Below are 14,153 nucleotides of genomic sequence, written 5' to 3'. Positions count from 1 at the left end.
GTGGGACATCCATCGCTCGGTGCCCCTGGAGGGACTCGAACCCCCAACCGTTTCCTTAGGACGGAACTGCTCTTCCATTGAGCTACAGAGGCTGGCCCCGCAAGTCTATCGGGGCTCGGCGGCCTGCCCTCCACAACAACGCGGCCGCCGCCCGGATGAGCCGGGCGGCGGCCGCGTGACGCGCTGGCGCGTTACTGCTGGAGCGCGAGGGCGAAGCGCACGCCCTCGTCGGTGACCTGCGCGTCGAGCACCTTGTCGTCGAGCTCGGTGGCTGCGACCTGCTCGAGGAACACGCGGGCGTCGCCGTTCTCGACGACCGTGTCACCCAGCTCGGGCGACGGGGCGAGCGTGAGCGCATAGCCCTCGTCAGACGCGCTGGTGCCCTGGATGCGGAGCCCCGCGGTCGAGGCATCCGGCGTCTGAGACACGATGGTGCGGACGGCGTCCGTGGCGTTCTCGGTAAGCGTGAGCATCTGGCTCTCCTTCCCTCGGGACCGGCCACGATTCCGAGAATCGTCGTCGATTGCAAGGGTCACGCGGGACGTCCAGGGGATACACACCTGGATCCTCGACGGCTCAAAGCCGCGGGGCCCGGCGTGGCTCGACGCTGCGCTCCCGGATAAAAGGAAACCCCCGTCAGGCGATCCCTGGCGGGGGTGACCGAATATGTCGGAAACAGGATCAATTCGCGGCTTCGTACGCCTCGATGATCGCCGCCGGAACGCGGCCGCGCTCCGAGACGGTGAAGCCGTTCTTCTTCGCCCACTCGCGCACAGGACCGTAATCGGTCTGGCCGGTGCGGCGGCGACCGCGGGCGGAGGCAGAGCCGGAGGAGCCGGACGACATGCGGCGCGCGGCCGAGATGTAATTCGCGAACGTGTCGCGCAGTGCCTGCGCATTGTCCGCGGTGAGGTCGATCTCGTAGCTCTTCCCATCGAGGGAGAACAGGACTGTCTCTCCTTCGCCGGGCTCAAGGACAGTGCCGTCGAGGTCATCGACGAGCTGGTGAACGATCTTTCGGGCCATGGGCCGATGATACCGGTTAGACCCTGGAGATATAGGGGGAGAGAAGTACCCATTTCCACGGTGTGCAATTCGCGGGAAAGGAAACTCGGCTCTGCTAAGGAAGAAAGCCCCATTTACGCGCTCTGGCAACGGCGGCATGCCGCGTGGAGGCATCGAGTTTCGCCATCGCGGCGCTGAGATAAACCTTCACGGTTCCCTCACGAAGGCCCAGCAGCATCCCGATCTGCGCATTCGTCTCGCCGAGCGCGGCGCGTGCGAGCACATCCACCTCGCGCGGGGAAAGGCGCACCGCGGGAATCGGCTCGGTGCGAGGCGCCTCGGAGAATCCGGCCAGCGCGGCGAGTCTGCGCTCCACGTCGGCAAGGCGCGCGCGCACGGCGGCGTCGTCGATCGATGTCGCGATGGCGCGGAGCTCGGCGTAGCTCTCGCGCAGCTCCTCACGGTGACGCGGGGAGAGGTCGACCTCGGTCGGCGCCGCGGACTCCGCGAGCCGGCGTCGCGCCTCGTCGCGCTTGGCGAGCTCCCGCCCGAGATCCTCCGCGACGCGGACGGCGGGCGCGGCGGCGACACCGCCCACGGTGGAGCGGCTCCACGCTCCGCCGTAGAGGACGCCGCGGGCCCGACCCGAGACGATGACCGGCGTTGCCAGCAGGGTGCCGATCCCCTCGCCGAGGATGTAGACGTCGTAGTCGTGCGTGATCTGGCGGGCAGTGCGATAGTCGCCGGTCATCCGCGGACGCAGTTCGACCATCGCGCGCCCGCCGAGGCCCCGCTCGGGCCGCACCGACAGGCCCGCGAGCGCGTCGGTGTGGTTGCCGACGAACGCCGTCATCCGCGCGACGCCGTTCTCGATGAGCCCCCCGAACGCAACGGGGAAGCGGGTGCGCCGCGCCAGTTCGCGCACCGCATCCGCAACCAGCCGACGGTCGTCGGCGAGCTCCTCTTGCAGGGTCAACCGGGTACCAACTTTCGGGGGTGACGGCCCCTTCGCCGCCTTCGTAGCGTCGAACCTATCATCGGCCCTGCCCTGCTCGGGGCCGTATGTACGCGGCGCGATGGAGCGCCGTGGATCTCGACATGTGGCAAGGAGGCCTCGTGACAGACACGCCCCCCGGTGCTCCCACCCAGGGACGCATCGATTACATCGCGGAGGAGAACTCTCCGCGGTTCCGCGAATTGAAGCGCACCCACCGCTCGTTCGTCTTTCCGCTCTCCGTGTTCTTCCTCGTCTGGTACTTCGTCTACGTCCTGCTCGCGGGCTGGGCGAAGGACTTCATGGCGCAGCCCGTCTTCGGCGACATGAATGTCGGTCTGCTGATCGGTCTCGGCCAGTTCGTGACGACGCTGATCATCACGCTCTGGTACGTCCGATTCGCCAATGCGCGCCTCGACCCGAAGGCCGCAGCCATCCGTGAGGATCTCGAGAAGCAGGAGGCCGGCGCATGAACGTCTTCGCCGCGGCCGCAGAGACGGCCGAGAGGAACAACCCGATCCTGAACATCGCGATCTTCGGCGCCTTCGTCGCGGTGACGCTGTTCATCGTGATCCGGGCGTCGCGCAACAACAAGACGGCCGCCGACTTCTACGCCGGCGGACGTTCCTTCTCGGGCACGCAGAATGGCTTCGCCATTGCGGGCGACTACCTGTCCGCCGCCTCGTTCCTCGGAATCTGCGGCGCGATCGCGGTGTACGGCTACGACGGATTCCTCTATTCGATCGGATTCCTCGTCGCGTGGCTCGTCGCACTGCTGCTCGTCGCCGAGCTGATGCGCAACACCGGCAAGTTCACAATGGCCGACGTGCTGTCCTTCCGGCTCAAGCAGCGCCCCGTCCGCATGGCGGCGGCGATCAGCACGCTCGTCGTCTGCTTCTTCTATCTGCTGGCGCAGATGGCGGGCGCGGGCGGCCTCGTTGCCCTGCTGCTCGGCGTGACCGACCAGATCGGCACCGCGGCAGTCGTCACGGTCGTCGGCGTGCTGATGGTCGGCTACGTGCTCATCGGCGGCATGAAGGGCACCACCTGGGTGCAGATCGTGAAGGCCTTCCTGCTCATCGGCGGCGCGGTCATCATGACGATCTGGGTTCTCGCCATCCAGGGCGTCGACCTGTTCAGCGCGGCCGTCGAGGCATCGCAGAACCAGACGTATCCCGAATCGGCGAAAGCCCTCGGCGACGCGATCGCGGGCGGGGCCTCGGTGCTCGACCCGGGCCTGCAGTACAAGAACCCGCTCGACTTCCTATCGCTGGGACTGGCCCTGGTGCTCGGCACCGCCGGCCTGCCCCACGTGCTGATGCGCTTCTACACCGTCCCCACGGCCAAGGAAGCGCGCAAGTCGGTCGTCTGGGCGATCATGCTCATCGGCGGGTTCTACCTGCTGACGCTCGTGCTCGGCTACGGCGCGGCCTCGCTCGTCGGCGCGGGGACGATCCTCACCGCCCCGGGCGGCGTGAACTCGGCGGCTCCGCTGCTGGCTCAGGCGCTCGGCGGTCCGGTGCTCATGGGCATCATCTCCGCGGTCGCCTTCGCGACGATCCTCGCGGTCGTCGCCGGCCTCACGATCACGGCTGCAGCGTCGTTCTCGCACGACATCTACAACGGTGTCGTCAAGCGCGGCACGGCCACCGAGAAGCAGGAGCGCAAGGTCGCCAACATCACGATCCTCGTGATCGGCGCCCTCGCCATCATCGGCGGCATCGCCGTGCTCGGCCAGAACGTCGCCTTCCTGGTGGCGCTCGCCTTCGCCATCGCGGCGTCGGCGAACCTGCCGACCATCCTGTACTCGCTCTTCTGGCGCGGCTTCACCACCCGCGGCGCCGTGTGGAGCATGTACGGCGGTCTGATCGCCGCGATCGTGCTGATCGCGCTGTCGCCGGTGTTCTTCGGCGGCCCGACCAGCGTCCTGAAGACCGGCGAGGGAACGGCGATCTTCCCGCTCAGCAACCCGGGCATCGTGTCGATCCCGATCGGCTTCCTGCTCGGCTGGCTCGGCTCGATCACGTCGAAGGGATCGGAGGACCCGCGGATCGCCGCCGAGATGGAGGTGCGCTCGCTCACCGGCCACGGCGCCGAGAAGGCGGTGCACCACTAGATCGACGAACGGCGCCGAGCGCCGGTCCGGGGCGGCCTACACGCCTCCGGGCCGGCGCTCGGCCGTTGAGGGGCGCGGGATCACGCGGGCCAGACGCCGCTCGTGCCGCGGCGGTGGCTGTCGACCAGGTGGGTGTCGACGATGCCGACGGCCTCCATCAGCGCAAACATCGTGGTCGGGCCGACGAAGCGGAAGCCCCGGCGCTTGAGCTCCTTGGACAGGGCAAGCGACTCGGGCGACGACGAGGGGATGTCGGCGAAGGATCGCGGTGCCGGCGTCTCCAGCGGCCGGAAGCTCCAGACGAGCTCGGCCAGCCCCCCGCTCTGACCTCCGTCCGCATCCGGAACGGTGCCGCGCATGGCGACGGTCGCCCGAGCGTTGCCGATGGTGGCGAGGATCTTCGCCCGGTTGCGGACGATGCCGGCGTCGGCCATCAGCCGCTCGACATCCGACTCGTCGAATGCGGCGACGGCATCCGGCGCGAAGTCGGCGAACGCGGCGCGGAAGGCGGGGCGCTTGCGCAGGATGGTCGCCCACGACAGGCCCGACTGGAACCCCTCGAGGCTGAGTCGCTCGAACAGGCCCTGCTCGTCGCGGATCGGCATTCCCCACTCGGTGTCGTAGTACGACTGCATGAGCGGATCGCGCGCCGCCCAGAGCGGGCGCACGAGGCCATCGGGCCCGGTGACCAGATCGGTGATGGTATCGGTCAAAAGTCGTCTCCGTTCGCAGAGGCCGGCGCGGGCGGGATCGAGAAGGACGCGGGCGCGACCTTCTCGAGGTCGATCAGGAAGCGCTTGTTCTCGGGGCGGCCGCCGTACTCGCCGATCGATCCGTCGGAGCGGATCACCCGGTGCACAGGGACGACGAGCGAGAAAGGCGTGGTGCGGCAGGCGGTGCCGACGGCGCGGTGCGCGCGGGCCCTGCCGGCCATGACGGCCACCTCGCCGTAGCTCGCGGTCTCGCCGTAGGGGATGGTGCACACCGCCTGCAGCGCATCGCGCGCGAAGCCGTGGGTGAGGCTCCAGTCGATCGTCACGTCGAACGACTCGCGCCGCCCCTCGAAGTACTCGTCGAGCTGGGTGAACAGCGCTCCGGCGGAACCCGGCACGTGGTCGGGCACCACGCCGTGCTCCTGCGCGAGCAGCTCGAGCACCCAGCGGTCGGTGTCGTCCGACACATGCAGTGCGAGCACGCCGTGGTCGGAGAGCACGGTGGTCACGACGCCGAGGGGCGTCGCGCCGAGGTCGTAGCGGAGGGTCACGTCCCCCATCCTGACGCGTGCCGCGGACACCGGGTCCGGTTCCAGCCGGCGGGGGATGGATCCGGTCGCCTCCCTGGCCTGTGGACCAACCAGGCGGCTATTACCACGGACTGGGACGACGCGCCCGGACCCAATCCGGCGAAACTCCGCCGCGCCCGCGCGATATGCGCGTACGCCGCGCCTACCCTGGCTCACGTGTGGCGGACAGAAGGCAGCTCCGCGGTGGATCGCATCGTGGCAGACGACACGGGGACCATCGTGACCCCGACCGATCTCGGCGTGGCCGAGCCGGGGATCGTGGTCGCGCACGTCGCCGACCCCGAACGAGAGCGGCTGCGCACCGTCGCGGGCGATCTCGGGGGCCCCTCGCCGCTGCTTCACTTCCCGATCGGCGTCGACGGCACCGAGGTGCCGGAGGCCGGCATCGACATCACCAAAGCGCATCCCGGGAGCCTGCCGCAGTTCATCACGGGCAAGTCGACGCTGCTGTCGAACCTGTTCCGCGACGAGGTTGCCCTGCGCACCGCGCGCATCGCGGCCGAGCGCATCACCACCAAGCACCTCGAGCTGCGCACGGTGCGCGGCATCGACGCCGTGAGACTCGCGGTCGGCATGGCCGTGTGGCGTGTGGCCGACGAGCAGTTCGCCGCGCCCGTCCTGCTGCGCCCGCTGGCCATCCGGCGTCACCACAGCGACTTCGAGCTGAAGCTCCACGGTCACTTCACCGTCAACCCCGAGTTCGTGCGCGCCGCGCGCGACCACTTCGGCGTCGAGCTCGACGGCGACGCGCTCGCCGCGCTCGCCTACGGCGAGGGGGTGTTCAAGCCCCAGCCGGTCATCGACGCTCTCCGTGCCGCTCTCGCGCACGTGGACACGTTCTCGGTGCGTCCCCGCCTGATCGTCTCGACCTTCGCCGAGGTGGGCGGCGCGATGGCGCGCGACCTCACCAGGCTCGACCACCCGCTGCTCAACGCTCTCGCCGGACACCGCGAGGACCTCGCCGCGCTCGCCGCGGAGGTCACGCCCGCGGCGGTGCCGAATCCGGATGAGCGCGCGCCCGCCGCCGACACCCTGCTCCTCGACGCGGATGCCGAGCAGGAGGCGGTGCTCGCGCGCATCGCGGCCGGCGAATCGCTGGTCGTCCATACGCTTCCCGGCACGGGCGGCACCCAGACCGTCATCAACGCAGTCGGCTCGCTCGTGCGCGCCGGCAAGCGGGTGCTCGTCGTCAGCGCCCGCCGCGCGACGCTCGACGGCGTGCGCCACCGGCTGGCCGGCATAGGCCTCGACGGACTCGCCGTCTCGCCGGCCGACCTGCGCCGCGACCTGATCCGCGCGATCGGCCGCAACGAGAAGGCCGAGCAGCCGAAGGTCGCCGAGGTCGACGATGCGCTCGTGCGTCTGCGCACCGTGCTGCGCGACTACCGCCGCGCGCTCACCCGCCGGCACGACAGGCTGAACGTCTCGGTGCTCGACGCGACGCGCGCGCTGACGAAGCTCGCCTCGCTTCCGGAGCCGCCCTCGACGTCGGCGCGCCTCGGCATCCGCGCGCTCGAGGCCCTCGCGGGCGACCGCGTCTCGGCCGGCAAGACCCTCGCGCTCGCGGCGCGCCTCGGCGAGTTCAAGGTCGGCCCCGACGACTCGCCCTGGTACGGCGTCACGTTCGCGACGACCGAGGACGCCCGCCGCGCCCACGAGCAGGCCGGGAAGCTCCACCACAAGAGCGTGCCCGAGCTGCTCGAGCGGGGCTACGAGCTCATCGCGCAGACGCGCATGCGGCCGTTCACGACGATCGACGAGCTGGGCGAGTTCCTGCGCCTGCTCCACGGCATCCGCGACTCGCTCGACCGCTTCAGCCCGACCGTGTTCGAGCGTCCGCTTGCCGACATGATCCGCGCATACGGTCCGCGCCGCGAGTCGCAGATGACGGGGGCCGCGCGCCGCCGCCTGAAGCGCCTCGCCAAGGAGTACCTGCGCCCCGGCGTCCACCTCGCCGACATGCACGAGGCGCTCGTGCGCATCCAGCACCAGCGCGCGCAGTGGCAGAAGCTCGTCGACGTCGGCACCATCCCCGACATCCCGCTGGGTCTTGCCGACGTCCAGGTCGAGTGGCAGCGCGTCGAGGCCGAGCTCTCGGATTTGGATCGCGCGCTCGGCCGCGGCACGCGCCTCGCGGCGATGCCCGTGCAGCGTCTTGTCCGCACCCTCGCCGGCCTCGCCGCCGAGTCGGAGGTCTTCGACAACATCGTGGAGCGCGCCGAGCTGCGCTCCGAGCTCGCGCGCCTGGGCCTCGAGCCGCTGCTGACGGAGCTGTCGGTGCGGCACGTCGACGAGGAGCGCGTGGGCGAGGAGCTCGAGTTCGCCTGGTGGCAGTCGGTGCTGGAGCACCTGCTGCAGCACGACCGCGCCCTCCTCGGCGCGAACACCTCGGTCGTCGATCGGCTCGAGCGCGACTTCCGCCTCGTCGACGAGGCGCACGCCGCCGCATCCGGCCCGCTTCTCGCCTGGCAGCTCGCCGCGCAGTGGCGCATCGGCATCGTCGACGAGCCCGAGGAGTCGGCGGCGCTCCGCCGCGCCCTCACCCAGGGTCGGGTCACGCCGCAGGATCTCCTCGCGCAGGCCCCGACGCTGGGGCGCATCCTCGCCCCGGTCTGGATCGCGTCGCCGTACGAGGTCCCCTCGATTCCGGATGACCCCGCGTTCGACGTGGTGCTCATCGCCGACGCGGGCGCGATCGGCGTCGCCGAGGCGGTGCCGGCCATCCGCCGCGCGCGCCAGGTCGTCGCCTTCGGCGACCCCGTGACGCAGCGGCCGACGCAGTTCGCCGTGGCCGCGGCGGGGGAGCCCGCCGCCGACGCCGCGTTCGATTCCGAGAGCCTGTTCGAGAACCTCGCCGAGGTGCTGCCCCTCGCCACCCTGACGCGCAGCTACCGGGCCGGGGGAGAGGACCTCGCCGAGCTCGTCAACGACGCGTTCTACGGCGGCGAGATCGTGTCGCTACCGTGGGCGGGCTCGTACCTCGGGCGCGGCAGCCTCTCGGTCGACTACGTCGAGGGCGGATCGGGCACGCCCGACCCGATCACCGGATCCGTCGAGAGCCCGGACGCCGAGGTGGCGCGCGTGGTGACGCTCGTGGTCGAGCACGCGGTGAACCGCCCCGCGGAGTCGCTCATGGTCGTCACTGCCAGCCGCCGCCACGCCGAGCGCGTGCGCACCGCGATCATGGAGGCGTTCGCCGGACGGTCGGATGTCGCCGACTTCGTCGCCCGCGAGACGGCGGAGCCGCTGGCGGTGCTGACGCTCGAGGAGGCCACGGCCGAGAGTCGCGACCGCGTCATCTTCTCGCTCGGCTACGGCCTCACCAAGCACGGCCGCGTGCTCAGCGAATTCGGCGACCTGTCGACTCCCGACGGCGAGCGGCTGCTCACGGTCGGCATGACGCGCGCGCGGCGCTCGATGGTGATCGTGTCGTCGATCCGCCCGTCCGCCTTCGACGAGGGGCGGCTCGAGCACGGCGCCGCGACCCTGATGGGCATCCTCGGCAGCATCGCCGCTCGCGGTCGCGAGGCGCGGCTGGAAGACCTTGCCGATCCGCTCACGCTCGCCCTCGCGCGCGAACTGCGTCGTCTGGGCGTGGCGGTCGACGTCGACTACCGCGGACTGCTGCCGCTCGTCGCACAGCACGGCGGCAAGGCGGTCGTGGTCGAGCCCGACCCCGAGTCGCGGGGCGAGTCGCTGCGCGAGTCGCTGCGGCTGCGGCCCCACGTGCTGCGCCGGCTGGGCTGGCACTACGTGCGCGTGCACGCGTTCGACCTGTACAGCGACCCGGCGGCCGTGGCCGAGCGGATCGCCGCGGTGCTGGGCGTCTCTCCCGAGGCGCAGCGCGCCGACGGCGACACCCAGCCGCTCAGCCTCTGAGGCCGTGGACGAGAAGCAGCCGCCGCGTCAGCGGGTGGTGCGCGTGCGCGGTTCGCGCCGCGCCAAGCTGACGCCGGTCGAGGGCACGCTCACCGACTCCGAGGCGGAGGCGACGCTGCGCGGCGAGAAGGCGCCGGTCGATCCATCCGCCGACCGCGGACCGAATGACGAGCGCCTGCGCCGCGACGTGCCGCCTCACTACTGACGCGGATCCGACGGATCCGGGCATCCGGTCGATCCCGGACCCGGTCGGATCCGACTCGCGTACGAAGAAGGCCTCCCCGGATGATCCGGGGAGGCCTTCGCGATGCGTGCGGGTCAGGCCCGGCGCTGCGCCGCGAGCAGGTCGCGGATCTCGGCGAGGAGCTCCTCCTGCGTGGGTGCGGCCGGCTCGTCCTCGACGACGCCCAGCTTCGCTGCGCGGCGCTCGGCCATCTTGTTCATCGGCAGCACGAGCGCGAAGTACACGACGGCGGCGACCGCGAGGAAGTTGATGATCGCGGAGATCACCGCACCGATGCCGAAGTTCGCGGTGGCGAAGATTCCCTGGATCGGGATCACCCAGCCCGCGAGGTCGCCCGACGGCACGAGAGCGCCGATGAGCGGGTTCACGATGTGCTCGACCACGGCGGTCACGATCGCGCTGAACGCGGCGCCGATGATCACGGCGACCGCGAGGTCGATCACGTTGCCGCGCGAGATGAATTCCTTGAAGCCCTGAATCATGGGTCCTCCCCCTTTGCCGGCACGATCGCCGGCGTCATTCCCTTCACGCGCCCGAACTGGGCGACGCCTCCGGCTTCGATGATGCCGGAGGGGTGGACGCTGCGCCGGCAGCGGCACGCCCGTCGGACGAACCGCGCGAGTCGGTCCGGTAGAACCCGGACCCGTTGAACGTCACGCCGACGGACCCGTACTGCTTGCGCAACACGCCGCCGCACGCGGGGCACTCGGTGAGGGTGGCGTCGCTGAACGACTGGACGGCGTCGAACGCGTGCCCGCAGGTCTTGCAGGCATAGGCATAGGTGGGCATGCGACCTCGAAGGTGTCGGAGGAGTCAGGTGTCGGCCGGCAGCCGCACGGTGCGCGTCGGGGTCACGACCCCGGTCACCGGCTGGTCGTGCACGTCCTGCGGCACGCTGTCGACCAGTTCCGAATCATAGATGACGGCATAGGCGGGGGGACGCCGCGCCATGGAACCCAGGGTCTTGTCGAAGAAGCCGCGCCCCCAGCCCATCCTCATCCCGCCCCTGTCGACGGCGGCGGCCGGCACGATCATCAGGTCGACGTCGTTGACCGCGATCGGCCCGAGCAGCTCGCCGACAGCCTCGGGCACGCCGAGGGCGCTCTGCACCTCCTGGCCGCCGGGCGACGCGACGGTCCAGTCGAGCAGGCCGTCCTCGCGCATCACGGGGAGCAGCACGCGCAGGCCCTGCTCGATCGCGGCGTTGATGAATGAGCGGGTGCCCGGCTCCGTCGGCGAGGAGAGGAAGCAGGAGACGCTGCGTGCGCCGAGCGAGTCGACGAGTGCCTCGAGCTGCTCCCGGATGCCCTCCGCGGCGCTCTCGCGCTGCGCGTCGGACAGCTGCTGCCGTCGCTCGCGGAGTTCGGCGCGTAGCGCCCGCTTGGCCTGATCGAGCGAGTCCGTCACGTCGTCTCCCTCCGGCCGCTCCGTGCGGCGCATTGCGAAGAGTCTAGGCGCGGGCTCGCCGGGGGTCGGATCAGGACGACGCGGAGCCGGTGACAGCAGACCATCACAGACGCGTAACGCCCTTCGCCTACGATAAGGGCATGCATCCCCCGAAGATCAAGGCAGTCATCCCCGCGGCCGGCCTGGGCACGCGCTTCCTCCCCGCCACGAAGGCAACTCCGAAGGAGATGCTGCCGGTGGTCGACAAGCCGGCCATCCAGTACGTGGTCGAAGAGGCGGTCGCCGCGGGCATCCGCGACGTCCTCATGATCATCGGGCGCAACAAGAACGCGCTCGCGAACCACTTCGACGCGGTTCCCGAACTGGAGACGAAGCTGCTCGACAAGGGCGACAAGGCGCGTCTCGAGCGCGTGCAGGCCTCGAGCGACCTCGCCGACATCCACTTCGTGCGTCAGGGCGAGCCGAAGGGCCTCGGCCACGCCGTGCTGCGCGCCGAGGCGCACGTCGGCAGCTCTCCGTTCGCGGTCATGCTGGGTGACGACCTCATCGACGAGCGCGACGAGCTGCTCACGACGATGATCGCCGAGCAGGCGAAGCGCGGCGCGATGATCATCGCCCTCATGGAGGTCGACCCCGACAGCATCCACATGTACGGCTGCGCCGACGTGGAGGAGACCGACACCGAAGGTGTCGTCAAGGTGAAGGGCCTCGTCGAGAAGCCGGCCAAGGAGGACGCGCCGTCCAACCTGGCGATCATCGGCCGCTACGTGCTCTCGCCCGAGATCTTCCCGATCCTCGCCCGCACCGCTCCGGGCAAGGGCGGCGAGATCCAGCTGACCGACGCCCTGCAGGAGGTCGCGACCGACGCCGAGGGCCCCGGCGTGTTCGGCGTCGTGTTCCGCGGCCGTCGCTACGACACCGGCGATAGGGTCGACTACATCAAGGCGATCATGCGCCTCGCGGCCGATCGCGAGGACCTCGGACCCGAGCTGCGCCCGTGGTTCAAGGAGTTCGCGAAGACGCTGTAGCCACACATTTCCCGAAGGAGCCGGATGGACGGTCTCGCCCCGCGACAGCATGGGCCGATCTCCATCCGGCTCGTTCGTCATCGGGACGCGCGGATCCTGCAGAACGAGCTGCTCATGAACCGCTCCTGGCTGCGGCCGTGGGAGGCGACGAGCCCCGGCGGCCCCGCTCCGCTCGACATGCGCGGCAGCATCCGCCGCCTGCTGCAGCAGTACCGCGACGGGCAGGGGGTTCCGTTCGTCTTGGAGTATGACGGCGAGATCGCCGGCCAGCTGAACGTGTGGGGGATCGCGCGGGGATCGCTGTCCTCGGCGACCATCGGCTACTGGGTGAGCGAGCGTTTCGCGGGCAAGGGGATCACGCCGACGGGCGTCGCCCTCGCCACCGACGTGTGCTTCACCGAACTGCAGCTTCACCGGATGGAGATCTGCATCCGGCCCGAGAACGCGGCGAGCCTGCGCGTGGTGCAGAAGCTCGGCTTCCGGTACGAGGGCCTGCGGCGGCGGTACATCCACATCGACGGCGCCTGGCGCGACCACTACGCCTTCGCGCTGACGACCGAGGACGTGCCCGACGGCGTGCTGCAGCGCTGGGCGTCCGGACGCGCCCCGCAGCACGCCGCCGACATCCCCTAGCGCACGCGTCCGGGATCGGCACGGGCAGCGCAGGCGATGCGGCAGGACACGCCCGCCGCCTGCCGGGTGGGCGGGGCGGCGTCGCCTACCGTGGGGGGCATGGATGGGCAGCTGCTGGGCGGAGGCGTGGTCGTCGCGGTCGCGACGCTGCTGTGGCTCGTCTATCTGCTGCCGACCTGGCAGAGCCGCGCGCAGTACAACGCGGCCGAGCGCAACGCCGTGCGCCTGAACCAGGCCCTGCGCGTGCTCGCCGAGACCAGCGAGACGCCGGAGGAGGTCCGCGTCGAGCTCACCGCTCGCGAGGCCTCGGCCAAGCAGAAGCTGGCGAAGCAGGTGCAGGCCGAGCAGAGCCGGCTCAAGATCGAGCAGAGCCGCCTGCAGGTCGAGAAGGACCTCGTCGCCCTCGAGCAGAAGCGCCGCGAGATCGCCGCTCTGCGATCCGCCCCCGAGGTGCGTCAGGCGAAGGCCCGCCGTCGGGTGAGGCTCGTCGCCACCGTGGCCGCGCTCGCCGGGATCGCGCTGAGCGGCCTCGGCACGTGGGCGCTGATCGCCGGCGCCGGCGCCGTGTGGCTGAGCGCCGGAATCGCGATCACGCTCCTCGCGCTCGCGATGCTGCAGCGGATGGCCGCCGTGCAGGCGCGTGCGGCGCGCCGCGCCGCGGCCCCCGCGGTGGGTGCCGCTCCGGTGCGCCGCGCCGCGCCGGCTCCGCTGCTCGACGAGGCAGATCGCGGCTGGGTGCCGCGCTCGCTGCCGGCCCCGCTCACCGCGACCGCCGGGTCGCGCGCGCAGACCGCGAGGGCCGAGGCCGAGGCGCGCGAGGCGCTGCGACGGGCCGCCGAGCAGGAGGCCCTGCGCCAGCGTGCCGCGCAGCTGCGTCCCGCTCCCGTGCCGATCGAGACCGTCCGGACCGAGCAGGCGGCGGCGTCCTCGCCGTACTCGCGCATGGGCTACGTCGACGACGCCGAGATCGAGGCGCACGTCCGCGACCTGCTCACGCGGCGCGCGTCCGCCTGATCCTGATCCGGCACGCCCGGGCTCCCGCCCGCGTGCGGGAGCCCGCCGCGGGTCTGGTAATGTTGACGAGGTTCACGGGCCCATGGCGCAGTTGGTAGCGCGTCTCGTTCGCAATGAGAAGGTCGGGGGTTCGAATCCCCCTGGGTCCACGTAAGTTGAGAAATTCGAAATCTGCCCCGCCTGATGGCGGGGCAGTTTCGCGTCCGGAGCCGGTTGGGGCGTCTCGCCCCCATGCTCCTGCGCGAGGACAGCGGCCGCCGGTTCGGCTGGCACGAACGTGACGTGTTCGTCCTCGTCGATGACTATTCGCTTGAACAGCGCGCGGTTGAGCATGCGGCGTTCAGCAGGTTCGCACTTGCTGTAGAGGTCACCGAGGTCGGTGAGGACTCCGACGATCTGATCGAGGCCCTCGTGAGCGCTGTGGTAGGTGTTCGCGAGGCTGTCGAGCCGGCTGAATCGGCCTGACTTTCGTTCCTATCGGGAGGCTTGTCCAGCAGGTGCCGGCTGGCCTGATTCTTGGTCAGCGTAGT

16 protein-coding genes and 2 tRNA genes are annotated in these 14,153 nt (G+C 70.6%); 9 read left to right on the top strand and 9 right to left on the bottom strand.

Annotated elements, in window-relative coordinates:
• Nucleotides 1-20: 20 nt before the first annotated feature.
• From ABD161_RS11585 to ABD161_RS11570, 4 genes are all read right to left on the bottom strand, one after another.
• Nucleotides 21-92 (bottom strand) — tRNA-Arg (locus tag ABD161_RS11585).
• Between the two features lie 99 nt (nucleotides 93-191).
• Nucleotides 192-473, bottom strand: coding sequence for a Fe-S cluster assembly protein HesB (locus ABD161_RS11580; RefSeq protein ID WP_135115392.1), 282 nt, complete (start codon nucleotides 471-473; stop codon nucleotides 192-194).
• A gap of 208 nt (nucleotides 474-681) precedes the next feature.
• A complete protein-coding gene (locus ABD161_RS11575; RefSeq protein WP_344002926.1) occupies nucleotides 682-1,026 on the bottom strand; it encodes a histone-like nucleoid-structuring protein Lsr2 in 345 nt (114 codons plus the stop codon).
• A gap of 94 nt (nucleotides 1,027-1,120) precedes the next feature.
• Nucleotides 1,121-1,981 (bottom strand): response regulator transcription factor, encoded by an 861-nt coding sequence (locus ABD161_RS11570; RefSeq protein ID WP_344002923.1) that lies wholly within the window; start codon nucleotides 1,979-1,981, stop codon nucleotides 1,121-1,123.
• Nucleotides 1,982-2,121: 140 nt separating this feature from the next.
• Here ABD161_RS11570 and ABD161_RS11565 point away from each other — a divergent pair, with 140 nt between their 5' ends.
• A complete protein-coding gene (locus ABD161_RS11565) occupies nucleotides 2,122-2,472 on the top strand; it encodes a DUF485 domain-containing protein (RefSeq protein WP_406918103.1) in 351 nt (116 codons plus the stop codon).
• Nucleotides 2,469-4,115, top strand: a complete 1,647-nt coding sequence (locus ABD161_RS11560; protein ID WP_344002920.1) for a solute symporter family protein — start codon at nucleotides 2,469-2,471, stop codon at nucleotides 4,113-4,115. The genes ABD161_RS11565 and ABD161_RS11560 overlap by 4 nt, the downstream gene beginning before the upstream one ends.
• Before the next feature lie 80 nt (nucleotides 4,116-4,195).
• Here the strand turns inward: ABD161_RS11560 and ABD161_RS11555 are convergent, their stop codons facing one another.
• Together ABD161_RS11555 and ABD161_RS11550 are read right to left on the bottom strand one after the other, a co-directional pair.
• Complete coding sequence (locus tag ABD161_RS11555) at nucleotides 4,196-4,828, bottom strand: DNA-3-methyladenine glycosylase I (protein WP_344002917.1); 633 nt, start codon at nucleotides 4,826-4,828, stop codon at nucleotides 4,196-4,198.
• Nucleotides 4,825-5,379 carry a methylated-DNA--[protein]-cysteine S-methyltransferase gene (locus ABD161_RS11550; RefSeq protein WP_425560885.1) on the bottom strand — a complete coding sequence of 185 codons (555 nt, stop codon included), beginning with the start codon at nucleotides 5,377-5,379 and terminating at the stop codon, nucleotides 4,825-4,827. Before ABD161_RS11550 ends, ABD161_RS11555 begins: the two co-directional genes overlap by 4 nt.
• 234 nt (nucleotides 5,380-5,613) lie before the next feature.
• Between ABD161_RS11550 and ABD161_RS11545 the strand changes: the two genes are divergently transcribed.
• Nucleotides 5,614-9,297 (top strand): AAA family ATPase, encoded by a 3,684-nt coding sequence (locus ABD161_RS11545; protein WP_425560884.1) that lies wholly within the window; start codon nucleotides 5,614-5,616, stop codon nucleotides 9,295-9,297.
• A 4-nt stretch (nucleotides 9,298-9,301) separates the two neighbouring features.
• On the top strand, nucleotides 9,302-9,502 hold the full coding sequence (locus ABD161_RS11540) for a hypothetical protein (protein ID WP_344002912.1): 201 nt from the start codon (nucleotides 9,302-9,304) through the stop codon (nucleotides 9,500-9,502).
• 113 nt (nucleotides 9,503-9,615) lie between these two features.
• Here ABD161_RS11540 and mscL read toward each other — a convergent pair whose 3' ends face one another.
• Genes mscL through ABD161_RS11525 form a run of 3 tightly spaced genes read right to left on the bottom strand, consistent with a single transcriptional unit; the run spans nucleotide 9,616 to nucleotide 10,981 of the window.
• Entirely contained in the window at nucleotides 9,616-10,023 is a 408-nt protein-coding gene (mscL, locus tag ABD161_RS11535) for a large conductance mechanosensitive channel protein MscL (protein WP_135115386.1), read from the bottom strand.
• A 43-nt stretch (nucleotides 10,024-10,066) separates the two neighbouring features.
• Entirely contained in the window at nucleotides 10,067-10,330 is a 264-nt protein-coding gene (locus tag ABD161_RS11530) for an FmdB family zinc ribbon protein (RefSeq protein ID WP_344002910.1), read from the bottom strand.
• A gap of 24 nt (nucleotides 10,331-10,354) precedes the next feature.
• A complete protein-coding gene (locus ABD161_RS11525) occupies nucleotides 10,355-10,981 on the bottom strand; it encodes a 5-formyltetrahydrofolate cyclo-ligase (protein ID WP_425560882.1) in 627 nt (208 codons plus the stop codon).
• A gap of 107 nt (nucleotides 10,982-11,088) precedes the next feature.
• Between ABD161_RS11525 and galU the strand changes: the two genes are divergently transcribed.
• The 5 genes from galU to ABD161_RS11500 all read left to right on the top strand — a co-directional run bounded on the left by galU (nucleotide 11,089) and on the right by ABD161_RS11500 (nucleotide 14,088).
• A complete protein-coding gene (gene galU / locus ABD161_RS11520) occupies nucleotides 11,089-11,976 on the top strand; it encodes a UTP--glucose-1-phosphate uridylyltransferase GalU (protein WP_344002907.1) in 888 nt (295 codons plus the stop codon).
• Between the two features lie 24 nt (nucleotides 11,977-12,000).
• A complete protein-coding gene (locus ABD161_RS11515) occupies nucleotides 12,001-12,609 on the top strand; it encodes a GNAT family N-acetyltransferase (RefSeq protein WP_344002904.1) in 609 nt (202 codons plus the stop codon).
• 99 nt (nucleotides 12,610-12,708) lie between these two features.
• Nucleotides 12,709-13,623, top strand: coding sequence for an AAA family ATPase (locus ABD161_RS11510; RefSeq protein WP_344002901.1), 915 nt, complete (start codon nucleotides 12,709-12,711; stop codon nucleotides 13,621-13,623).
• A 76-nt stretch (nucleotides 13,624-13,699) separates the two neighbouring features.
• Nucleotides 13,700-13,772, top strand: a tRNA-Ala gene (locus ABD161_RS11505).
• Nucleotides 13,773-13,854: 82 nt separating this feature from the next.
• Nucleotides 13,855-14,088: a hypothetical protein gene (locus tag ABD161_RS11500; protein WP_344002898.1), complete on the top strand. Its 234-nt coding sequence runs from the start codon at nucleotides 13,855-13,857 to the stop codon at nucleotides 14,086-14,088.
• The last annotated feature ends 65 nt before the right edge of the window (nucleotides 14,089-14,153 follow it).

The sequence above is a fragment of the Microbacterium paludicola genome (genome assembly GCF_039529675.1).
GTDB lineage: Bacteria > Actinomycetota > Actinomycetes > Actinomycetales > Microbacteriaceae > Microbacterium > Microbacterium paludicola.
Note: the sequence above shows the minus strand (reverse complement) of the source record. Positions and strands in the feature narration are given on the sequence as shown.